This window comes from Pantoea leporis, from assembly GCF_028048155.1.
In the GTDB taxonomy this organism is placed as follows: Bacteria; Pseudomonadota; Gammaproteobacteria; order Enterobacterales; family Enterobacteriaceae; genus Pantoea; species Pantoea leporis.
On sequence record NZ_JALMEU010000007.1, the window covers coordinates 173,188 to 194,939 of the forward strand.

18 protein-coding genes are annotated in these 21,752 nt (G+C 56.5%); 7 read left to right on the top strand and 11 right to left on the bottom strand.

Annotation, left to right across the window (positions count from 1 at the left end; translation table 11 throughout):
* The first annotated feature begins 109 nt into the window (after positions 1-109).
* Together rsmD and MWH02_RS17550 are read left to right on the top strand one after the other, a co-directional pair.
* A complete protein-coding gene (gene rsmD / locus MWH02_RS17545) occupies positions 110-706 on the top strand; it encodes a 16S rRNA (guanine(966)-N(2))-methyltransferase (protein WP_101763102.1) in 597 nt (198 codons plus the stop codon).
* Positions 696-965 (top strand): DUF1145 family protein, encoded by a 270-nt coding sequence (locus tag MWH02_RS17550; RefSeq protein WP_008109883.1) that lies wholly within the window; start codon positions 696-698, stop codon positions 963-965. The genes rsmD and MWH02_RS17550 overlap by 11 nt, the downstream gene beginning before the upstream one ends.
* A 40-nt stretch (positions 966-1,005) precedes the next feature.
* On the opposite strand, the gene MWH02_RS17555 is transcribed toward MWH02_RS17550, so the two are convergent.
* Positions 1,006-1,362 carry a DUF2500 domain-containing protein gene (locus MWH02_RS17555; protein WP_222211757.1) on the bottom strand — a complete coding sequence of 119 codons (357 nt, stop codon included), beginning with the start codon at positions 1,360-1,362 and terminating at the stop codon, positions 1,006-1,008.
* Between the two features lie 164 nt (positions 1,363-1,526).
* Between MWH02_RS17555 and MWH02_RS17560 the strand changes: the two genes are divergently transcribed.
* Both MWH02_RS17560 and MWH02_RS17565 read left to right on the top strand, forming a co-directional pair.
* The gene (locus MWH02_RS17560) at positions 1,527-2,156 is read left to right on the top strand and encodes a lysoplasmalogenase (protein WP_101763104.1); all 630 of its coding nucleotides are present in this window, start codon (positions 1,527-1,529) and stop codon (positions 2,154-2,156) included.
* Between the two features lie 92 nt (positions 2,157-2,248).
* Positions 2,249-4,525 (top strand): zinc/cadmium/mercury/lead-transporting ATPase, encoded by a 2,277-nt coding sequence (locus MWH02_RS17565; RefSeq protein ID WP_271461133.1) that lies wholly within the window; start codon positions 2,249-2,251, stop codon positions 4,523-4,525.
* Here MWH02_RS17565 and tusA read toward each other — a convergent pair.
* Entirely contained in the window at positions 4,522-4,767 is a 246-nt protein-coding gene (tusA, locus tag MWH02_RS17570) for a sulfurtransferase TusA (protein WP_036649974.1), read from the bottom strand. The two genes, MWH02_RS17565 and tusA, sit on opposite strands and share 4 nt — an antisense overlap.
* A 192-nt stretch (positions 4,768-4,959) precedes the next feature.
* Here tusA and MWH02_RS17575 point away from each other — a divergent pair, with 192 nt between their 5' ends.
* Together MWH02_RS17575 and MWH02_RS17580 are read left to right on the top strand one after the other, a co-directional pair.
* A complete protein-coding gene (locus tag MWH02_RS17575; RefSeq protein ID WP_271461134.1) occupies positions 4,960-5,625 on the top strand; it encodes a 7-cyano-7-deazaguanine/7-aminomethyl-7-deazaguanine transporter in 666 nt (221 codons plus the stop codon).
* Between the two features lie 116 nt (positions 5,626-5,741).
* Positions 5,742-6,299: a DcrB family lipoprotein gene (locus tag MWH02_RS17580; RefSeq protein WP_271461135.1), complete on the top strand. Its 558-nt coding sequence runs from the start codon at positions 5,742-5,744 to the stop codon at positions 6,297-6,299.
* Between the two features lie 183 nt (positions 6,300-6,482).
* Here the strand turns inward: MWH02_RS17580 and glgP are convergent, their stop codons facing one another.
* From glgP to asd, 6 genes are all read right to left on the bottom strand, one after another.
* On the bottom strand, positions 6,483-8,930 hold the full coding sequence (gene glgP / locus MWH02_RS17585) for a glycogen phosphorylase (protein ID WP_101763107.1): 2,448 nt from the start codon (positions 8,928-8,930) through the stop codon (positions 6,483-6,485).
* A gap of 21 nt (positions 8,931-8,951) precedes the next feature.
* On the bottom strand, positions 8,952-10,385 hold the full coding sequence (glgA, locus tag MWH02_RS17590) for a glycogen synthase GlgA (RefSeq protein WP_101763108.1): 1,434 nt from the start codon (positions 10,383-10,385) through the stop codon (positions 8,952-8,954).
* Positions 10,386-10,448: 63 nt separating this feature from the next.
* The gene (glgC, locus tag MWH02_RS17595) at positions 10,449-11,741 is read right to left on the bottom strand and encodes a glucose-1-phosphate adenylyltransferase (protein WP_192236049.1); all 1,293 of its coding nucleotides are present in this window, start codon (positions 11,739-11,741) and stop codon (positions 10,449-10,451) included.
* Between the two features lie 10 nt (positions 11,742-11,751).
* Positions 11,752-13,731, bottom strand: a complete 1,980-nt coding sequence (gene glgX / locus MWH02_RS17600) for a glycogen debranching protein GlgX (RefSeq protein ID WP_271461136.1) — start codon at positions 13,729-13,731, stop codon at positions 11,752-11,754.
* Positions 13,731-15,917, bottom strand: a complete 2,187-nt coding sequence (gene glgB / locus MWH02_RS17605; protein WP_271461137.1) for a 1,4-alpha-glucan branching enzyme — start codon at positions 15,915-15,917, stop codon at positions 13,731-13,733. The genes glgX and glgB overlap by 1 nt, the downstream gene beginning before the upstream one ends.
* 357 nt (positions 15,918-16,274) lie before the next feature.
* On the bottom strand, positions 16,275-17,384 hold the full coding sequence (gene asd / locus MWH02_RS17610) for an aspartate-semialdehyde dehydrogenase (protein ID WP_271461138.1): 1,110 nt from the start codon (positions 17,382-17,384) through the stop codon (positions 16,275-16,277).
* 195 nt (positions 17,385-17,579) lie between these two features.
* On the opposite strand from asd, the gene MWH02_RS17615 reads away from it, so the two are divergent.
* Positions 17,580-18,173, top strand: a complete 594-nt coding sequence (locus MWH02_RS17615) for a YhgN family NAAT transporter (RefSeq protein ID WP_110868123.1) — start codon at positions 17,580-17,582, stop codon at positions 18,171-18,173.
* 87 nt (positions 18,174-18,260) lie between these two features.
* Here MWH02_RS17615 and panS read toward each other — a convergent pair whose 3' ends face one another.
* The 3 genes from panS to lysC all read right to left on the bottom strand — a co-directional run bounded on the left by panS (position 18,261) and on the right by lysC (position 21,671).
* Entirely contained in the window at positions 18,261-19,184 is a 924-nt protein-coding gene (panS, locus tag MWH02_RS17620) for a ketopantoate/pantoate/pantothenate transporter PanS (RefSeq protein WP_101763113.1), read from the bottom strand.
* Positions 19,185-19,358: 174 nt separating this feature from the next.
* Positions 19,359-20,051, bottom strand: a complete 693-nt coding sequence (aqpZ, locus tag MWH02_RS17625; RefSeq protein WP_271461139.1) for an aquaporin Z — start codon at positions 20,049-20,051, stop codon at positions 19,359-19,361.
* A gap of 264 nt (positions 20,052-20,315) precedes the next feature.
* Entirely contained in the window at positions 20,316-21,671 is a 1,356-nt protein-coding gene (lysC, locus tag MWH02_RS17630; protein WP_110868121.1) for a lysine-sensitive aspartokinase 3, read from the bottom strand.
* Positions 21,672-21,752: the final 81 nt, after the last annotated feature.

Sequence of the window (21,752 nt, forward strand, 5' to 3'; positions counted from 1 at the left end):
AGTAGTCTAACACTTTCCAGCCAGCGCACCACAGCACCCTTTTTTAACGTTTCTTCTGCCCGCTACGCCCGTTAAACTACGCAACAAAATATGACGAGTTGTGAGCGAAATGAGTAAATCCCCCCGCAGCAGCAGCGCTGGCCAGATCCGCATCATTGGCGGTCAGTGGCGCGGCCGTAAATTACCGGTGCCGGATAGCGCAGGTTTGCGCCCGACCACCGATCGTGTACGTGAAACCCTGTTTAACTGGCTGGCGCCGGATATTCAGGAAGCGCGCTGCCTCGATTGCTTCGCCGGCAGCGGCGCGTTAGGGCTGGAAGCGCTGTCTCGCTATGCAGCGTCGGCCACGCTGCTGGAGCTGGAGCGTTCGGTGGCGCAACAGCTGTCACAGAATCTGCAAACGCTGCGTGCTACGCAGGCAAAAGTGGTGCAAACCAACACGCTGCAGTGGTTAAGCCAGCCGGGCGAACCGTTTGACGTGGTGTTTGTTGACCCGCCTTTCCGTAAAGGGCTGTTACAGGAAACATTGTCGCTGCTGGAGCAAAATGGCTGGTTAGCGGCTGAAGCGCTGATTTATGTCGAGAGCGAAGTGGAAAATGGCACACCTGTCGCACCCGCAAATTGGGATTTGTACCGCGAGAAGATTGCCGGTCAGGTGGCTTATCGCTTATATCAACGCCAACAGGAGACGCACGATGTGGCTTAATTTGGGACGTTTGCTGATGATTTGCGTCTGGGCCTTTTTATTGCTCAATCTGGTGCAACCTTTCCCAACGCCGCTGCGCTATTTCGTGCACGTGGCGCTGTTCTTTATGGTGATTATGCACGGCCTGCAGCTAGTGTTGCTGCGCGCCACCCAGCCAAAAGACGCCCCAAAACTGAGCGGCGTAACCCAGGCGAAGATCTTCTTTTTTGGCGTGTTTGAGCTGCTGGCGTGGCAGAAAAAGCATTATCCGAAGATGTAGTTTCGTGCGGTTTATAGTCAGGTCGCAATGAATGGCGACCCTACGGGGCCGGAGTAAAACTCACAAAACGCGTGCCTTTCATCTTCAACTCGCCCTTAGCGCCCTTATCGATCTGGTGATACTGGTTCGCATTCACCGTCACTTTAATATCGCTGGCACCGTTCAGCGGATGGAACCAGGCTTCATATTTCATCTCTTCCGCCACAATCTCTTCGCGCTGTCGTGAACGGCGATTGGGCGACGGAAATTCGCGTTTGGTTTTCACTTCCACGCTCAGCGAGCGCACCGGCGAGGCATCGTTCACCGCCGTTTCGCGGCGCTGTTTAATAAACTGACGGGTCGCCAAAACGGCAATAATGGCCAGTACGATGAAAAAGATTAGCGGTGGTTTGCTCATGATTTATCTCGTGCTTTGCGTTAATTCGGAACGGGTAAAGACGACAAAGCATACAACCAGAGTCGGCTGATTGTCACATTCGCCGCCGGTAACTTACACTGAGATCGTGATTTTGGGAAAATTCATCAAACTGGCGGACATTTCGTCCAGAAAAGGGAGAAAACATGCTTTGGTCTTTCCTTGCCGTACTTTTTTCCGGCTGGCTTTACGTCGATGCTTCATATCGCGGTCCGCAATGGCAACGCTGGCTATTTAAACCTGTCACCTTGCTGTTACTCGTTGCCTGGGCGTGGCAAGCGCCAACCTTCAACACCACCGATTATTTGATTCTGGCCGGGCTGGTCGCCACGCTGGTGGGTGACGCGTTAATGCTGTTACCGCGTCAGCAAATGCTCTATGCGCTGGGCGCATTCTTCCTGTCGCATCTGCTGTATACCATCAGTTTTGCCGCGCACATGACCATGAGTTTCTTCTGGCCGATCCCCCTCACCTTCCTGATCATTGGCGTGATCGTTATCGGGATTCTGTGGAGCAAACTGGAAGATCTGCGCTGGCCTATCTGCACCTTGATCGGCATGACGCTAGTGATGAACTGGATGGCGGCGGAGAACTACTTCTTCCGTCCAACTGACTTCAGTTTCTCGCTGCTGGTGGGTGCCGCGTTGCTGCTGTTAGCCAATATTGTCTGGTTTATCTCGCATTATCGCCGCCGTTTCAGCGCCGATAGCGCCATCGTCGCCGCTTGCTACTTCGCCGGTCACTTCATGATTGTGCGTTCACTGTGGCTCTACTGAAAGTAGCCTTACCTTCCGCTTGACTCTGGAGTCCACTCCAGAGTGTAGCATTAGGGCGCGGGCATCAGCCCGCCCCTGATTCCGGAGGTTACATGCATCAACATGCTCACCCTTGCCGCTGTGGCAAATCACACCGTCAGCCACAGCCGCTATGCTCGATTCGCAGCGTAAAACCCGCAACATTGAACATCTCCGCGGCGCAGCCCATCACGCCAGACAGCGATTGCGGCTGCTGTGACAGCGACAGCGGATCGCCAGGCGGCGAAAGCGACGCCGAAAGCGACAGGCCCGCCCTCTCTTCACATCAATTCCGCTGGCAGATTGCGGGCATGGATTGCCCCAGCTGCGCGCGTAAAATCGAAACCGCCGTGCAACGTGTACCGCAGGTTCAGCAAGCACGCGTGATTTTTGCCAGTGAAAAACTGGTGGTCGATGCCGACCAGGATATCCGCGCCACCATCGAACAGGTGGTGAAAAATGCCGGCTTCGCGCTGAGCGCCAGCGATTCCCCATCGCCTCCACAACCCGAAAGCCGCTGGCAGGAAAACGCCGGTTTGCTGCTGCTTGGCGGAATGATGCTCGCCAGTTGGCTGCTGAGCCAGCTTTCGCCGGTTTGGGGCGATCGCCTGTTTATCGCCACCACGTTGTTAGGTTTAGCGCCGATCGCGCGCAGCGCCTGGAAACTGCTGCGTAGCGGTTCGCCGTTCAGCATTGAGATGCTGATGACCATTGCCGCCGCTGGTGCGCTGGTGATTGGCGCGCACGCCGAAGCCGCGATGGTGCTCCTGCTGTTTCAACTGGGTGAACGCCTCGAAGCGTACGCCGCCGCACGCGCACGCCGTGGCGTCACCGCGCTGATGGCGCTGCGTCCCGCTACCGCCACGCGCATCAACGGCACACAGCGGGAAAACGTCCGCTTAGAAGCGCTGCAGCCCGGCGATGTGATTGAAGTGGCGGCCGGCGGACGTTTACCCGCCGATGGCGAACTGCTGCACGCCAGCGCCAGCTTTGATGAAAGCGCGCTGACCGGTGAATCGTTGCCGGTAGCGCGTGAGCCAGGCGAGCAGATCATGGCCGGTGCCACCAGCCTTGATCGTCTGGTGACGCTGAAAGTCATTTCCCAGCCGGGCCAAAGTGCCATTGACCGCATCCTGCAACTGATTGAGGAAGCCGAAACCCATCGTGCGCCGGTTGAGCGTTTTATCGATCGCTTCAGCCGCATCTATACGCCCGCCATTATGCTGCTGGCGCTGCTGGTGATGGTGCTGCCGCCGCTGCTGGGTTTTGGTGCGTGGTTGCCGTGGATTTATAAAGGGCTGACGCTGTTGCTGATTGGTTGCCCTTGTGCGCTGGTGATCTCCACGCCAGCCGCCATCACTTCCGGCCTGGCTGCTGCCGCGCGTCAGGGCGCGCTGATCAAAGGCGGCGCGGCGCTGGAGCGGCTCAGTCGCGTAAATATGATGGCGTTCGACAAAACCGGCACGCTGACCGCCGGTAAACCGCAGATCAGCCACATCCAGCCATTTGCCGCGATGGCGGAAAACAACTTGCTCACCATCGCCGCCGCCGTAGAACAGGGTTCCACCCATCCGCTGGCGCGGGCGATTGTCAGCGAGGCCGAGCGGCGCGCGCTCAGGCTTCCGCAAGCTGCACAGCAGCAAACGCTGGCCGGCAGTGGTATTCGTGCTGCGATAGATGGCGTGACCTATCAACTGCTGGCGCCGCGCGAAGTCAGCCATCTTGATAATGCACAACAGCAGCAGATTGCTCAGCTGGAAGCGCAAGGCCAAACCGTGGTGCTGCTGTTGCAGGAGCAGCAGGTTCTTGGCGCGTTAGCCTTGCAGGATCAGTTGCGCGCTGAAGCCCTCAGCGCGCTGTCTGAACTGAAGAAGCTTGGTGTTAACAGCATGATGCTGACCGGCGACAATCCACGCGCGGCTGCGGCCATTGCCGCTAAGCTCAACATCGATTATCGCGCAGGTTTACTGCCCGCCGATAAAGTTGCGGCGGTGAGGACGTTAGGCACACAGCACGCATTGGCAATGGTCGGCGATGGCATTAACGATGCGCCCGCCATGAAAGCCGCCACCATCGGCATTGCGATGGGCAGCGGCACCGATGTGGCGCTGGAAGCCGCAGATGTGGCATTAACGCAAAATCAGCTGGCGATTCTGCCGCGCACCATTGTGCTGGCACGGCGCACGCGTGCCATCATTCGTCAGAACGTGGCGCTGGCGTTGGGATTAAAGGCGATTTTTCTGGTCACCACGCTGCTCGGCTTCACCGGTTTGTGGCTGGCGGTCTTAGCGGATTCCGGTGCCACCGCACTGGTGACAGCCAACGCGCTGCGCTTGCTGCGTCAGCGTTAGGCGCCTTTTTTAATCAGAAACTGGTACGGCAAGCTTTCGGTCTGCTGTGCCAGCAACTCATGCTCCATAAAGCGGCAGAAACCAGGGATATCGCGCGTGGTGGCGGGATCGTCAGCAATGATCAGCAAGGTTTCACCGGCCTGCATGCTGCGCACGGTTTTACGCACCATCATTACCGGCTCCGGGCAGCGCAGGCCAAGGGCATCAAGCTGATGGTCTGGCGCAGAAAAGGGATCGCTCATGATTCTCTGTCGTTGTTAGGGATGGGCGCTCATTCTAGCGCGCGAATAAGCCAACGCAAGGCGATAACGATTGCGTTAAAATTAACCATTGCATAAATTGCGCAACGCGTTAAGATGCCGCCGATTTTTTATTTACCACCGTGCCAATGCACGAACCTGGGTTCCCTCACCCCATCACTAAAAAGGCTTACAATGATTAACTTCTCTGCACGTCAGCGCATGCATGCGCTGTTTTGGCTATCGCTATTCCATCTGCTGGTGATCACCTCCAGTAACTATCTGGTCCAGCTGCCGGTTTCCATCTTCGGCTTCCACACCACTTGGGGCGCGTTTAGCTTTCCGTTTATTTTCCTCGCCACCGATCTGACCGTGCGCATCTTTGGCGCGCCGCTGGCACGTCGCATTATTCTGGCGGTGATGATTCCCGCGCTAGTGATCTCCTACATTGTTTCCTGCGTGTTCTATCAGGGCGAATGGCAAGGTTGGGCGTCACTGGAAGAGATGAATCTGTTTGTTGCCCGTATCGCCTGCGCCAGCTTTATGGCTTATGCGCTGGGACAAATCCTCGATGTGCACGTTTTTAACCGTTTGCGCCGTTTATCGCAGTGGTGGATTGCGCCAGCGGCAGCGATGTTCCTCGGTAATATCAGCGATACGCTGGCCTTCTTTTTCATCGCCTTCTACAAGAGCCCAGATCAATTTATGGCCACGCATTGGGTCGAAATCGCACTGGTGGATTACAGCTTCAAGGTGCTGATCTGCATGATCTTCTTCCTGCCCGCTTACGGCGTGCTGCTAAATGCCATGCTGAAGCGCTTAGCCGAACGTTCCGCGCAGCAGCAGATCAATTTCGGCTAATTGCACATACACTAAATGCCGCATTACGCTAAGATTTCCTGACACTCCGGCGGTTGCTTTTGCTAACTAAATCCGCTTGTATAACGGCTGACTGGAATCATGTAAAAGGGAAAAGAATGCGTAACGTAGTGAAATATGTGGGTATTGGCCTGTTGGTTATCGGCCTGGCGGCATGTGACCAGAAGAAAGATGATGCGGCAGCGAACAGCAACGGTGCGAGCGCCAGCCAGTCGGCCCAGACGGTTAACCTGATGGACGGCAAACTGAGTTTCTCTCTACCGGCGGGCATGTCTGACAAGAGCGGCAAGCTCGGCTCTGAATCCACCAACATGCACGTCTATGCCGACGAAACCGGTCAGCGCGCGATTATCGTGATTGCCGGCGATCCCACCAACGAAGCGCTTGATGCGCTGGCACAGCGTCTGGAACAGCAGCAGCGCGGTCGCGACCCACAGCTGCAGGTGGTGTCTAACAAAGCGGTGACGCTGAAAGACCAGCCGGCACAGCAGCTGGATACGGTGATTTCTGCCAGCAATCAGACCTCATGGTCTTCGGTGATTCTGGCGAAAGTGGATGGCAAACTGCTGACGCTGCAAATTACCTTGCCAGCCGACAACCAGCAGCAAGCGCAAAGCGATGCAGATAGCATCGTCAAAAGCATCACGTTGAAATAATACCCTTCATCCTTCGAACGGCAGGTGCGTTGGCTGCATTCGTTCACCCCGGTCACTTACTAAAGTAAGCTCCCGGGGATTCGCTCATTTGCCGCCTTCCTGCCGTCCAAATGATTTTGGGTATCGATTTGGGTGTTCACGTAGGGTCGCCATTCATGGCGACTTGGTTCTGCAATCCTCGCCTTACAATCTCACTGGCGAAATGTGCCAGATCTCATCCGCATATTCCTGAATGGTGCGGTCCGACGAGAAATAACCCATATTGGCGATATTCAGCGCCGCGCTGCGTTGCCACTTATCCGGCTGACGATACAGCTTGTCCACCTTGTCCTGCGTATCCACATAGCTGCGGTAATCCGCCAGCAGCTGATAGTGATCGCCGAAGTTCACCAGCGCATCAAACAGATTGCGATAGCGCCCTGGCTCCTGCGGGCTGAACACCCCGCTGGCGATTTGCGTCAGCGCCTGATGCAGCTCAGGATCATCCTCATAATACTTACGCGGGTTGTAACCGTCGGTGCGCAGCTTCTCGACCTGCGGCGTAGTGTTACCGAAGATAAAGATATTCTCCTTGCCGACATGCTCCAGCATCTCAACGTTGGCACCATCCAGCGTACCGATGGTTAACGCGCCGTTCAGCGCAAACTTCATGTTACTAGTGCCAGAGGCTTCGGTACCGGCAGTGGAGATCTGCTCGGAGAGATCCGCCGCCGGAATGATGATCTGCGCCAGGCTCACGCCATAGTTTGGAATGAACACCACCTTCAGCTTGTTCTTCACCTGCGGATCGTTGTTGATCACATTGGCGACGTCGTTAATCAAGTGAATGATGTGTTTCGCCACGTAATAGGCCGACGCCGCTTTGCCGGCGAAGAGATTAACGCGCGGCACCCATTCAGCGCTGGGATCGGCCTTGATGCGGTTGTAGCGCGTGATAACGTGCAGCACGTTCAGCAGCTGACGTTTGTATTCGTGGATGCGCTTGATCTGCACATCAAACAGCGCATGCGGATCGAGCACGATATCCATGTTCTTCGCCACCCAATCCGCCAGGCGTTTTTTGTTGGCAAACTTGGCGTCGGCGATCTGCTGGATAAAGGCCGGATAATCGATCTGCGTGGTCAATTCGTTGAGCTGGCCAAGATCGGTGCGCCAGTTGCGGCCAATCGCCTCGTCCAGCACCTCGGAGAGCGCCGGATTTGCCAGCGCCAGCCAGCGACGTGGCGTCACGCCGTTGGTTTTATTGCAGAAACGGCCCGGGAACAGACGCGCGAAGTCAGCGAACAGCGATTGCACCATCAAATTGGAGTGCAACTCTGACACACCGTTAACTTTGTGACTCACCACCACCGCCAGCCACGCCATGCGAATGCGGCGGCCGTCGTTCTCATCGATGATCGAGATGCGCGCTAACAGCTCCCAATCATCCGGGTAATATTCCTGAATGGTTTTCAGGAAGTAGTCGTTAATTTCAAAAATAATGCTGAGATGACGCGGCAGGATCTTGCCAATCATATCCACTGGCCAGGTTTCCAGCGCTTCCGTCATCAGCGTGTGGTTGGTGTAGGAGAACACCTGACAGGTCACTTCAAAGGCATCGTCCCAGCTGAATTTCTGCTCGTCGATCAGTATGCGCATCAGTTCCGGGATCGCCAGCACCGGATGCGTATCGTTGAGGTGGATGGCAATTTTGTCCGGCAAATTGTCCCAGGTTTCATGCATCTGCCAGTGACGATTGAGAATATCCTGCACCGTCGAGGAGACGAGGAAATACTCCTGACGCAGACGCAGCTCGCGCCCCGAATAGGTGGAATCATCGGGATAGAGCACGCGCGACACGTTTTCCGAATGGTTTTTATCTTCTACCGCGGCGAAGTAATCCCCCTGGTTGAACTTACCAAGATTGATTTCGTTACTGGCCTGCGCGCCCCACAAGCGCAGCGTGTTGGTGGCATCGGTATCAAAACCGGGAATGATTTGATCGTAAGCCATCGCCACGATCTCCTCGGTTTCCACCCAGCGCACCCGCGCGCCTTCATGCTGCAGACGGCCACCGAAGCGCACTTTGTAGCGCGTATTAAAGCGCTGAAATTCCCACGGATTGCCGTACTCCAGCCAATAATCCGGCGATTCGCGCTGCTGGCCGTCAACGATATTCTGCTTAAACATGCCGTAGTCATAACGAATGCCGTAGCCGCGCCCCGGTAAACCGAGCGTGGCGAGCGAATCCAGGAAGCAGGCCGCCAAACGCCCCAAACCGCCATTACCGAGGCCGGGATCGTTCTCCTCTTCCATCAGTTCGCTGAGGTCGAGGCCCATCTCTTCCAGCGCCTGATTGAGATCCTCATAAATGCCCATCGCCAGCAACGCGTTGCCGAGCGTGCGCCCCATCAGGAACTCCATCGACAGGTAATAAACCTGCCGCACATCCTGCGAGAGCTGCGCGCGGCTGGAGCGCAGCCAGCGTTCCACCATGCGATCACGCACCGCCAGCAGCGCGGCGTTGAGCCACTCATGCTTATTCGCGATCGATGGATCTTTACCAATAGTAAACATCAGCTTATAGGCGATTGAGTGCTTCAGTGCATCAACCGTCAGCGTGGGTGAGGCATAGGTGAAAGGTGCATTCATATCAAGTATCCCAATCTCTCATTACAGCAAACGTTGATAAAGATCGCGGTAGGCTTGTGCTGCCACCTGCCAACTAAAATCCATCCCCATCGCCTGCCGCTGAACGTAACGCCAGAGTGCAGGACGAGACCACAGAACAAATGCGCGCCGAATCGCCCGCAGCAGCGACCAGGCATTACTGTCTTCAAAAGTGAAACCGCTGGCGACGCCATCCGCCAGATTCTCAAGCGAGCTGTCTTGCACCGTATCCGCCAGTCCGCCAGTGCGACGCACCAGCGGCAGCGTACCGTATTTCAAACCATACAGCTGGGTTAAGCCGCACGGCTCAAAACGGCTCGGCACCATAATCACATCCGCGCCGCCAACAATGCGGTGCGAGAAGGCTTCGTGATAACCAATCTGCACGCCAACGCGGCCCGGATGCTCCGCCGCCGCCGCAAGGAAACCTTGCTGCAGCTCCGCATCGCCCTGACCGAGCAGCACCAACTGTCCGCCCTGCGCCAGTAAGCCCGGTAGCGCTTCCAGCACCAGATCCAGCCCTTTCTGTTTGGTCAGACGGCTGATGACGCAGAACACCGGTGCTTTATCATCCACCTTCAGGCCCATGGCAATTTGCAGCTGGCGCTTGTTCTCCGCTTTGCTCTCCAGCGTTTCGCTGTCGTAGCGCGCGGTGAGCAGCAGGTCGTGCGCCGGATCCCAGATGCCCGGATCGACACCGTTCAAAATCCCGCTCAGGCGCCCTTCACGCAGTCGCTGTTCGAGCAGTGATTCCATGCCGTAACCAAATTCCGGTCGGGTAATCTCCAGCGCGTAAGTCGGGCTGACCGCCGTAATGTGATCGGCAAAGAACAGCCCCGCCTTGAGGTAGGAAATTTGCCCGAAGAACTCCAGTCCATGCATGTCGAAGAACGCGCGCGGGATCTGGATCTCATCCAGATGACGCGCCGAAAACAGCCCTTGGTACGCCAGATTATGCACGGTGAACACCGTTTTCGCCGGACGCCCGCGCGCCGCAATATAAGCGCAGGTTAAGCCAGCATGCCAGTCATGCGCATGCACGATATCTGGCTGCCAGTCGGTATCCAGCCCGCTGGCAATCTCGGCGCCCATCCAGCCCAGCAGCGCAAAACGCAGATAGTTATCGACGTAAGCAAACTGCGACGTATCGTGATACGGGCTGCCGGGACGTTCATACAATCCCGGCGCATCGATTAAATAAATACCAACGCCGTTAAATTGTCCAAAAAGTAAGCGTACCGGTCCCGCAAAAGTTTGCAACTCCGCCAGGACCTCTGTATCAGGAATCCCTTTACGCAGATCCGGAAAGGCGGGAATCAACACCCGCGCATCCGTACCATCGGCTATTTGCGCCTGTGGTAATGCACCGACGACATCAGCCAGTCCGCCGGTTTTCAACAGCGGGAAAAGCTCTGAACAGACATGTAAAACCTGCATCCTGAACCCCTATTGTTATCGCACACGTTCCACGCGGCAATTTTCTCTATATTCTTTCGTCACTTACTGACCGCCTCCGGCCAATTTGGCCAGCATGGCGCGCGTCACCAGTACGATGCCCTCTTCAGAACGGTAAAAACGACGGCTGTCTTCGTCGGGGTTTTCGCCAATGACCATACCTTCTGGCAGTTCGCAGGCGCGATCGATCACGCAGCGACGCAGACGACACGATCGGCCAACCACCACATCAGGCAGCAGCACTGCGGAATCAATATTGCAAAACGAGTTGATGCGAATACGCGGGAACAGCACCGAGTTCACCACCACCGAACCGGAGATGATGCAGCCGCCCGAGACCAGCGAATTCATTGTCATGCCGTGGCTACCGGATCGATCCTGAACAAATTTCGCCGGCGGCAGCGGCTCCATGTGGGTACGAATCGGCCAGCTGTGATCGTACATATCCAGCTCAGGCGTGACCGACGCTAAATCGAGATTGGCGCGCCAGTAAGCTTCCAGCGTTCCGACGTCGCGCCAGTACGGCTCAGCGTTTTCATCAACCTGCACGCAGGAGAGCGTGAAGGAGTGCGCATACGCCTCGCCGCTGGCGACGATTTTCGGCAACAGATCTTTGCCGAAATCGTGGCTGGAATCGGCCACGAGCAGATCCTCTTCCAGCAGCTGATAAAGATAATCGGCATTGAACACATAAATGCCCATGCTGGCCAGCGCGCGGGTATCGTCACCCGGCATTGACGGCGGCTTCGGCGGTTTTTCGACAAAATCGATTACGTTGTTTTCGGCATCCACCGCCATCACCCCAAACGCCGTGGCTTCAGCTAACGGCACCGGCAAGCAGGCGATGGTGCATTTGGCACCGCGATCGACGTGGTCGAGCAGCATGCGCGAGTAATCCATTTTGTAGATGTGATCCCCGGCGAGGATCACGATGTACTGCGCGTTATAGCGGCGAATAATGTCGAGGTTTTGCGTCACCGCATCGGCAGTCCCGCGATACCAATGTTCGGTAGCGGCACGCTGCTGCGCCGGCAGCAGATCGACAAACTCATTCATCTCTTCGTTGAACAGCGACCAGCCACGCTGGATGTGCTGCACCAGCGTATGCGACTGATATTGAGTGATCACGCCGATGCGCCGAATGCCCGAGTTGATGCAGTTGGACAGCGCAAAGTCGATGATGCGGAACTTGCCACCGAAGTGCACGGCAGGTTTGGCGCGTTTCGCGGTGAGATCTTTCAGGCGCGTACCGCGCCCGCCAGCAAGGATCAGGGCAACCGTTTGTGTAGGGAGCTGGCGCGCCAGCATCAGATGATCTGTTCTATCTAATTTCACCATGTCTGACTCCTTATGATTGCTTTAGGAACACACACACACCGTGTGCGGGACCGTGCCAGACAGTTGTCAGGATGGGGTTATCTTCCCCGGCGAAAGGAGGAATGGCACGCCACTCTCCGTCTGGTAAGGCGATATCACTCACCGATTCCGTGGCGTTTATTGTTATTAACCAGCGGCCGGAGAGCAGGATCTGCATTCGGTGCGTCCCCTGTTCCCACTGCTCGGTTTCCAGTGGTGTGCCGCTGGCATTGCACCACTGCACGCTGCCATCGCCCTCCTGCCACCAGCGATCCTGCGTCAACGCGGGAATGCGCTGGCGCAGACGGATTAACGCAGCAGTGAAGTCGACCAGGCCAAAATCATCCTGTTGCCAGTTCAACCAGGTCAGCGGGTTGTCCTGACAATAGGCGTTGTTGTTGCCATGCTGGCTGTGACCGCGTTCGTCACCCGCCAGCAGCATCGGCGTGCCCTGCGCCAGCAGCAGCGTGGTCAGTAAGCCATGCACGCTGCGCCGCCGCCGTTCGACAATATCGAAATTGACCTGCAGTCCCTCTTTGCCGTGGTTATGGCTGAAGTTACTGCTGCTGCCGTCGCGATTGTCTTCGCCGTTAGCCTGATTGTGTTTGTTGTTAAAACTCACCACATCGCGCAGCGTGAAGCCGTCGTGAGCGGTAATGAGATTGATGCTGGCGTGCGGTAGTCGCGCCTCACGCTGGAAAACGTCGCTGGATGCGGCAAAACGGCGGGCGAAATCGCCATTATTCAGTTGACCATGCAGCCAGTAACGGCGCGCCGCATCGCGAAAATGGTCGTTCCACTCGGCGAAGTCCGGCGGAAAGTTGCCGACCTGATAACCACCGGGGCCGATGTCCCACGGCTCGGCAATCAGCTTCACCTGCGACAGCAGCGGACAGGCTTTGATGGCGGCAAACAGCGGCGCATCCTGATGAAACTCCGGTGTGCGTCCCAACACGCTGGCGAGGTCAAAACGGAACCCATCAACATGGCAAACACGCACCCAGTAGCGCAGCGCTTCCAGCGCCCACGTCATCACCTGCGGATGACTGAGATTTAGCGTGTTGCCGCAGCCGGTCCAGTTTTGATAGTCGCCGTTGCCATCCAGCCAGTAATAGCTGGCGTTATCCACGCCGCGTAGGGAAATCGTTGGCCCGATCTCTTCCAGCTCGGCGGTATGGTTGAACACCACATCCAGAATCACTTCGATGCCCGCGGCATGCAGTGCTTTAACCGCCTGCTGAAACTCCTGCAGCGGCGTTAAACCGTTTTCTCCCGAGGCGTAACGCGCATCCACCGCCCACAAGGCAAAGGGGTTGTAGCCCCAGTAATTACTCAATCCCAAACGGCGCAGGCGCGGCTCGCTGGTGAATTGGGCAATCGGCAACAGTTCCAGCGCGGTGATGCCGAGGTGGCGCAGGTACTTCACCATAGCAGGATGACCCAGCGCCGCATAAGTGCCACGCAATCTTTCCGGAATTTCCGGATGCTGCTGGGTTAAGCCGCGTACGTGCGCTTCATAGATCACCGTGTTGCCCCACGGCGTGCGCGGCGCGTGATCGTCCTCCCAGTCAAAATCTTCGGCAGTCACCAACGATTTGGGCGCGATGGCGGCGTTATCCAAACCATTTAGCTCACGTTCCCCGCCGTTGAAACGCGCGTCGTCCGCCACTTCACCCGCCACCGCTTTGGCGCAGGGATCGACCAACAGCTTAGCCGGATTGAAGCGATGTCCCTGCTGCGGCGCCCATGGACCGTGTACGCGATAGCCGTAGCGCTGGCCGGGCTTCAGCGCGGGAAAATAGCCGTGCCAGATGTCACCGCTGCGCGCGGGCAGTGCGAAACGGCGCTCAGCACCGTGCGCGTCGAACAGGCAGAGTTCAACGCGTTCGGCATGCTGGGAGAACAGCGTAAAATTAACGCCGTGCCCATCATAGTGCGCACCTAACGGTTCCGGCTGCCCCTGCTCCAGCATCAGTCGCTCTCCCGCACCAGCCAAAGCGTTGCCAGCGGCGGTAAGGTCAAACTCAGCGACTGCGGCCGACCGTGACTCTCCATCTCATCGGTGTGTACCACGCCGTGATTGCGCGTGTCGCTGCCGTGATAATCGTGCTGGTCGGTGTTCATGATCTCGCGCCAGCCGCCACGCTGGTTGACGCCAAAGCGATAGTTGTGACGCGCCACTGGCGTAAAGTTGCTGGCTACGATGATTTCATTGCCGTCGCGATCGCGGCGCACAAATACAAACACGGAGTTTTCGTAGTCATCGACCACCAGCCACTCAAAACCTTGCCCATCAAAGTCGAGCTGATGCAGCGGCGCGTAATGGCGATAGGTGTGATTGAGATCGCGCACCAGACGATGCACGCCGTTGTGCCAGTTATCCTCACCTTCCAGCAGATGCCAGTCGAGGCTGGTGTCGTGGTTCCATTCGCGACCCTGCGCAAATTCATTGCCCATAAATTGCAGCTTCTTACCGGGGAAACCCCACATCCAGCCGTAATAGGCGCGCAGGTTAGCGAACTTCTGCCAGGCATCGCCCGGCATGCGATCGAGAATCGAACGTTTGCCGTGCACCACTTCGTCATGCGACAGCGGCAGCACGAAGTTTTCGGTGTAGTTGTAGATCATGCCAAAGGTCATCAGCTGATGATGATAACGGCGATGCACCGGGTCGAGCTTCATATAGTCCAGTGTGTCGTGCATCCAGCCAAGGTTCCATTTGAACCAGAAGCCGAGGCCGCCATCTTCTGAAGGGCGCGTAACGCCGGGATAATCGGTGGACTCTTCCGCCACCGTGACGCTGCCCGGTGCGGTGCGACCCAAAACGCGGTTGGTGTGACGCAGGAACGAAATCGCTTCGAGGTTCTCGCGTCCACCAAACTGGTTCGGCACCCATTCGCCTTCGGCGCGGCTGTAATCACGGTAGATCATTGATGCCACCGCATCGACGCGCAGCCCATCAATGCCGAAACGCTCCATCCAGTACAAGGCGTTGCCGGAGAGATAATTGCTCACTTCACGGCGACCAAAGTTGTAGATCAGCGTGTTCCAGTCCTGATGAAAACCTTCGCGCGGATCGCTGTGTTCGTAGAGTTCGGTGCCATCGAACTTCGCCAGGCCAAAATCATCACTCGGGAAGTGGCCAGGCACCCAATCGAGCAGCACGTTAATACCAGCATCATGCGCGGCGGCCACGAAGTGGCGGAACTCATCGCGCGTACCGAAACGGCGCGTCGGCGCATACATGCCGAGCGGCTGATAGCCCCAGCTGCCATCAAAGGGGTGTTCGTTAATCGGCATCAGTTCGATGTGGGTGAAGCCCATCTCTTTAACGTAAGGAATCAGCTGCTCCGCCAGCTCTTTGTAGCTGAGCCAGAAGTTGTTATCGGTGTGACGTCGCCATGAACCGAGGTGCACTTCATAAATCGAAATCGGCTGGTCAAAAGCATTGGCGGCCTTACGCTGCGGCTGCATCTCGGTTTTCGGCGGCAGCCCGCAGATCATCGAGGCGGTTTGCGGACGCATCTGCGCTTCAAAGGCGAAGGGATCGGCTTTGATGCGCATCTGGCCGGAATTATCCACGATTTCAAATTTATAGAGCTGGCCGTTTACCGCGCCCGGCACAAACAGTTCCCAGACGCCAAGTTCACGGCGAAAACGCATGGGATGACGTCGGCCATCCCAGAAGTTGAACTCGCCTACCACCGATACGCGACGCGCGTTAGGTGCCCAAACGGCGAACCGCGTGCCGTGCACGCCATCAATGGTGGTGCCGTGCGCGCCGAGGGTTTCGTAGGGACGCAGATGCGTGCCTTCACCCAATAACCATGCATCCATTTCCTCCAGCAGCGGGCCGAAGCGATAGGCATCATCAATCAGGTTTTGCTGGCCGTGCCAGTTCACTGCCAGCTGATAACCAAAGCGGTTTTTACGACGCGGAATCACGCCACTGAAGAAACCGCGTGAGTCGAGGCAGGTAAGCTGAGCACATTTGCGTCCGGTGTTGGTTTCAATGACCCAAACATCGGAGGCATCGGGCAGCAGCGCACGCACTTCAAGGCCTGCAGCCGTTTGGTGCATGCCCAGTAGTGAAAAGGGATCGGCATAATTCCCGGCAAAAAGGGCATTGATCGCCTGGCGATCGGGAAGCTCTGACATGACTTTCTTCCTATGATTTTGCGCAGGCGACCAGAGTCGGCAGGATTATCGCCTCGGGTGCGCTGCTTTTCATTGAGCCATAGGTACACCGTGAGGACACAACCGTCCGTGGGAAAGATCTTCACCGTGTACAACAACCATTCAGTTCGAAAAAACAAAAACAGTTAACAACCGGCACATCTCTGTTAAATCATAGCTTGGCGATAGCAGAAGCCAGGGAGGATCGTGAAAAATACTTATCGGGCAAGCAAAAAAGGGAAGCGGATCACTTGTCAGGCGCAATTTGCATGAATTTTTGCGGCCTGGATAATTAAAAAAAGGCCGGGAAACCCCGGCCTTTCTGGTTTGCCGCTGCGCTTAGTCGATCAGCAGACGCAGCATGCGGCGCAGCGGTTCAGCCGCGCCCCACAGTAACTGATCGCCCACCGTGAAGGCGGAAAGGTATTCCGGCCCCATGTTCAGTTTGCGCAGGCGGCCTACTGGCGTGGTCAGGGTGCCGGTGACGGCGGCTGGCGTCAGTTCGCGCATGGTGATGTCGCGGTCGTTTGGCACCACTTTCACCCATTCGTTATGCGAGGCCAGAAGCTGTTCGATTTCGCTCAGCGGCAGGTCTTTTTTCAGCTTCAGAGTGAATGCCTGGCTGTGGCAGCGCAGCGCACCAACGCGCACGCACAGGCCATCAACCGGAATCACACTGCTGGTACGCAGGATTTTGTTGGTCTCCGCCTGGCCTTTCCACTCTTCACGGCTCTGGCCGTTATCCAGCTGCTTGTCGATCCACGGAATCAGGCTGCCCGCCAGCGGTACGCCGAAATTGTCGGTTGGCAACGTGCCAGAACGGGTGAAATCGGTCACGCTGCGTTCGATATCCAGAATTGCCGAAGCCGGATCCTGGAGCGACTTCGCCACGTGGTCATGCAGCATGCCCATCTGCGTCAGCAGTTCACGCATATGACGCGCGCCGCCGCCTGATGCCGCCTGATAAGTCGCCACCGAGGCCCATTCAACCAGATCGTTAGCAAACAGACCGCCCAGCGACATCAGCATCAGACTGACGGTGCAGTTACCGCCGACAAAGGTTTTGATGCCGTTATTGAGGCCCTGACGAATCACGTTATGGTTAACCGGATCGAGAATGATGATGGCGTCATCTTTCATGCGCAGCGTGGAAGCCGCGTCAATCCAGTAACCCTGCCAGCCGCTTTCGCGCAGCTTCGGATAGACTTCACTGGTGTAATCACCGCCCTGGCAGGTGATAATAATATCCAGCGCCTTCAGCGCCTCGATATCAAAAGCATCCTGCAGCGCACCGGTCGACTTACCGCCGAATGTGGGTGCCGCCTGACCAAGCTGTGACGTGGAGAAGAAGACCGGATTGATGACATCAAAATCGCGTTCTTCGCTCATGCGTGACATCAGCACTGAGCCGACCATGCCACGCCAACCAATAAAACCTACATTCTTCATTTTCTGTCCGTCTCGGGTGCTCTCGAAAGAGGCCGTGTGGTGCGAGGAAAAGACTGGCCGGATAATCGTGCCGGTCTGCGTAATAATCAGGTTTACCTATGACCGTCAACTCTACAAAATGCAGCACTTCTGGCAAGTGAATTAATTCGATTGCGCCAACTTTTTCAGCAGTACAACTAATAATGGCTAACCAACATGACTGAAATGATATCCGCGACCATATTGCTGCTGTTGATTATGGATCCGCTGGGCAACCTGCCGATTTTTATGTCGGTATTGAAGCATCTGGAACCCAAACGCCGCCGCGTGGTACTGATGCGCGAAATGCTGATTGCGCTGATTCTGATGCTGCTGTTTTTATTCGCCGGTGAACGCATCCTGGCGTTTCTCAATCTGCGCACTGAAACCGTGTCGATCTCCGGCGGCATCATTCTTTTCCTGATCGCCATCCGCATGATTTTCCCGTCAGAGGAGAGCAGCTCGAGTGGCTTGCCGGCCGGTGAAGAACCGTTCCTTGTGCCGCTGGCAATTCCGCTGGTGGCCGGTCCGTCCCTGCTGGCGACGCTGATGCTGTTGTCGCATCAATATCCCAACCAAATGACGCATCTGGTCGGCGCGCTGCTGATCGCGTGGGGTTTGACGGTGGTGATTCTGCTGATGTCGGGTCTGTTTTTACGCCTGCTGGGCGACAAAGGCGTTAACGCGCTGGAGCGCCTGATGGGATTGATTTTGATTATGCTGGCGACGCAGATGTTCCTGGATGGGATTCGTACCTATCTGAAGCTGTAATACATTCAGAGCGCAGGCAGCGTAGCGGCGCAATTTATTGCGCCGCTACGCTATGTGCATGAATTAATTGTGATGCTTTTTTGAATATTACTTCTGCTTCTTATCAATCGGTTTACCCGACCAGTAACCGGCCAGCAGCGAACCTGACAGGTTGTGCCACACCGAGAACAGCGCGCCCGGCAAGGCCGCTAACGGCGAGAAGTAAAGTTTGCCCAGCGTCGCCGCCAGACCTGAGTTCTGCATGCCCACTTCCAGCGCCAGCGTGCGGCAGGTCGATTCATCGAAGCCAAACAGCTTACCGCCCCAATAACCGCCCAACAGACCGATCGCGTTGTGCAGGATCACCGCCACAATCACCATCAAGCCGACAGAACCGATAAAGCCCTGGCTGCCAGCCACCACCGCGCTAATGATCAGCAGAATGCACACCATAGAAAACGCCGGCAGATAAGGCTCAACGCGGCGCACCACGCTATTCATGGAGTGATGGATAATCAGACCCAAGCTAATCGGAATCACCACGATTTTCACGATGCTGAGCAGCATACCGACCACATCCACCTGAATGTGGGTATCAACGTAGAAGCGTGTTAGCAGCGGTGTGGCGAATACACCTACCAGCGCCGACACGGATGAGATGGTCACCGACAGCGCCACATCGCCCTTCGCCAGATAAATCATCACGTTTGAAGCGGTGCCGCTGGCCACGCTGCCGACCAGAATCATGCCTGCCGCCAGATCCGGTGGCATCTGGAACAGCTTCGCCAGGCCCCACGCGGCCAGCGGCATCACCAGATAATGCAGGAAAGTCCCGGCGATCACCGGCGCAGGACGCACCAGCACGCGTTTGAAATCATCAATGTTTAGCGTCACGCCCATGCCGAACATAATCAGCATCAGCAGGTAAGTCACCCACGGCCCAATGCCGAGAAAGGTGCCAGGAGAATAATAAGCAGCGACCGAGAGCAGCACGGCCCAGAGCGGGAACAGGCGGGTAAGTTTGCCGAGCATAACCAGACTTCCTTAGGAATTTTTTTATATTGCCACAGATGAAATGTCGCGCAGGGAACGACCACAGCGACGGACGCGGGATCATAACATTTCATTATCTTGACGTAAGGCGGGAAGTCGCTTGCGGGGCAAAATGCGGATCGGCTGCTGCCGATCCGCTGAAATACGGCAAAGTTACTCTGCTTTTTCCAGTGCAAAGCGGTAGATCGCACCACCAATCGCGGCACCGATAATCGGTAACAACCAGAACATCCACAGCTGTTCCAATGCCCAGCCGCCCTGGAAGATCGCCACACCGCTACTGCGCGCCGGGTTGACTGAGGTATTGGTGACGGGAATGCTCACCAGGTGAATCAGCGTTAGCGCCAGGCCGATTGCAATGGGCGCGAAGCCAGCCGGAGCACGTTTATCGGTCGCGCCCATGATCACAATCAGGAACACGGCGGTCAGCACCAGCTCGGCGATCATGCCCGCCTGCAGGCTAAAGCCCCCCGGCGAATGTTCACCGTAACCGTTCGACGCGAAGCCGCTGGCCACGGCATCGAAACCGGCTTTACCGCTGGCGATCAAATACAGCACGCCAGCAGCCGCAACCGCGCCGACCAGCTGCGCGATAATATAAGGCACAACCTGCGCCGTCGGGAAACGTCCGCCAACCGTCAGACCGAGGGTGACCGCCGGGTTAAAATGGCCGCCCGAAATATGGCCGACGGCAAATGCCATTACCAACACCGTCAGACCAAACGCCAGCGCAACACCAGCAAAACCAATACCCAATTCTGGAAACGCCGCGGCCAAAACCGCACTGCCACAACCGCCCAACACCAGCACGAAAGTGCCCAGCGTTTCAGCCACTAATCTTTTCATCTCTGTTCCCTCAAATAATTTAATGTTTTCGCGGCGGGATTATCGTTTTTGGCGATTGAAGCGCAACCGAAGAATAAGGGATTAGGGTGATTTTTAGGCGATAGCAGCGTATTTGAGACGGTTCTCGCGAGCCATAATGGGGTTCATCAGAAATGTCTGGAGCGAAGCAGTGAATGCCGCTGGGCTTGAATTATTGTTTAAAAAATTTCACCAATAAAAAAGCCGGACCCGGTCCGGCTTGATTCCGCATGCTAAAAACTGGCCTTAAGAACCAAAAAGATTCTTGTGCAGCGCACGTACCACTTCTTCCGCGTCTGGGGTGGGAACCAGGAAGCAAAGGTTATAACTGCTGGCACCGTAGCAAATCATGCGCAGGTTGAACGGCTCGAGTGCGCCAAACACTTCTTTGCCGACGCCGCACGCTTTTGACAGGTTGTTGCCGATGATCGCCACCAGCGCCAGATTCTCTTCCACTTCCACACGGCACAGTGAAGAGAGCTCGGTCAACAGCGCCTGGGTCAGCAAGCTGTCGCCGGTGGTGGTTGAACCGGTGCTGTCCAGCGTCAGCGCCACGCTCACTTCGGAAGTTGTCACCAGATCAACGGAGATGCTGTGGCGCGCCAGAATGTTAAACACTTCGGCGAGGAAGCCATGTGCATGCAGCATGTTCAGGCTGTGCAGCGTTACCAGCGTCTGCTTACGACGCAGCGCCAGCGCACGGAACAGCGGTGGATTCTTGGTTTCGTTGCACACGCGCGTACCGCCTGCAGCGGGATCTTTGCTCGAACCGACAAACACCGGAATATCGCTACGCACGGCCGGCAGCAAAGTGGCCGGATGCAGCACTTTGGCACCAAAGATCGCCATCTCCGCTGCTTCTTCGAAGGTAATCTCTTCGATGCGTTTAGCGGTGGACACCACGCGTGGATCGGTGGTGTAGATACCGGCCACATCGGTCCAGATATCAATGCGCGCGGCCTGCAGCGCTTCGCCCAGCAGCGCAGCAGTATAGTCGCTGCCGCCACGACCAAGCGTGGTGGTGCGGCCTTTGATTTCGCTACCGATAAAGCCCTGCGTCACCACCAGCGCTTCCGCAATACGCGGCTGCAGCTGCGTTGCGGCCAGCTCTTTCAGCGTCGCCACTTCGGGTTCTGCGCGGCCAAAACGATCGCTGGTGCGCATCACTTTACGCACGTCAAACCATTCGCTGTTGACCTGACGCTCGCGCAGAATCTCCACGAACAGCAGCGTCGACATCAGCTCACCGTGGCTCACCAGCTCATCGGTCAGCGCATGTGAGGTCGCCAGCGAGGTGGCTTCAGACAGCATGGTGATGTTTTCCAGCATGCGATCAATCTCATCGCGGATCACATCCGGCGATTGCAGACGATCGATGATGGCATATTGAATACGGCGGATTTCATCCAGCAGGTAAGCGCGCTGCGCTTGTTCCTGGCCTTCAGCAAGGGCAACCAGCAGATTGGTCACGCCAGCGGAGGCAGAGAGCACCACTAAGCGGGTATTGGCGTCCGACAGCACAACATCTGCGCTGCGGTTCATAGCATCAAAATCGGCAACGCTGGTGCCGCCAAATTTAGCCACGATAAGATTTTGGGACATATTACGAACCCCGTGTCAGGTTATCTTTCTTCCGTTTTGGGGCGGAAGACATAGTAGCAGCCTAGGCACAAGAGAAGAGCA

Bases quoted from the DNA above. Each gene is read 5' to 3' on its own strand.
- rsmD (WP_101763102.1), top strand. From the start codon at position 110: ATGAGTAAATCCCCCCGCAGCAGCAGCGCTGGCCAGATCCGCATCATT.
- MWH02_RS17550 (WP_008109883.1), top strand. From the start codon at position 696: ATGTGGCTTAATTTGGGACGTTTGCTGATGATTTGCGTCTGGGCCTTT.
- MWH02_RS17555 (WP_222211757.1), bottom strand. From the start codon at position 1,362: ATGAGCAAACCACCGCTAATCTTTTTCATCGTACTGGCCATTATTGCC.
- MWH02_RS17560 (WP_101763104.1), top strand. From the start codon at position 1,527: ATGCTTTGGTCTTTCCTTGCCGTACTTTTTTCCGGCTGGCTTTACGTC.
- MWH02_RS17565 (WP_271461133.1), top strand. From the start codon at position 2,249: ATGCATCAACATGCTCACCCTTGCCGCTGTGGCAAATCACACCGTCAG.
- tusA (WP_036649974.1), bottom strand. From the start codon at position 4,767: ATGAGCGATCCCTTTTCTGCGCCAGACCATCAGCTTGATGCCCTTGGC.
- MWH02_RS17575 (WP_271461134.1), top strand. From the start codon at position 4,960: ATGATTAACTTCTCTGCACGTCAGCGCATGCATGCGCTGTTTTGGCTA.
- MWH02_RS17580 (WP_271461135.1), top strand. From the start codon at position 5,742: ATGCGTAACGTAGTGAAATATGTGGGTATTGGCCTGTTGGTTATCGGC.
- glgP (WP_101763107.1), bottom strand. From the start codon at position 8,930: ATGAATGCACCTTTCACCTATGCCTCACCCACGCTGACGGTTGATGCA.
- glgA (WP_101763108.1), bottom strand. From the start codon at position 10,385: ATGCAGGTTTTACATGTCTGTTCAGAGCTTTTCCCGCTGTTGAAAACC.
- glgC (WP_192236049.1), bottom strand. From the start codon at position 11,741: ATGGTGAAATTAGATAGAACAGATCATCTGATGCTGGCGCGCCAGCTC.
- glgX (WP_271461136.1), bottom strand. From the start codon at position 13,731: ATGCTGGAGCAGGGGCAGCCGGAACCGTTAGGTGCGCACTATGATGGG.
- glgB (WP_271461137.1), bottom strand. From the start codon at position 15,917: ATGTCAGAGCTTCCCGATCGCCAGGCGATCAATGCCCTTTTTGCCGGG.
- asd (WP_271461138.1), bottom strand. From the start codon at position 17,384: ATGAAGAATGTAGGTTTTATTGGTTGGCGTGGCATGGTCGGCTCAGTG.
- MWH02_RS17615 (WP_110868123.1), top strand. From the start codon at position 17,580: ATGACTGAAATGATATCCGCGACCATATTGCTGCTGTTGATTATGGAT.
- panS (WP_101763113.1), bottom strand. From the start codon at position 19,184: ATGCTCGGCAAACTTACCCGCCTGTTCCCGCTCTGGGCCGTGCTGCTC.
- aqpZ (WP_271461139.1), bottom strand. From the start codon at position 20,051: ATGAAAAGATTAGTGGCTGAAACGCTGGGCACTTTCGTGCTGGTGTTG.
- lysC (WP_110868121.1), bottom strand. From the start codon at position 21,671: ATGTCCCAAAATCTTATCGTGGCTAAATTTGGCGGCACCAGCGTTGCC.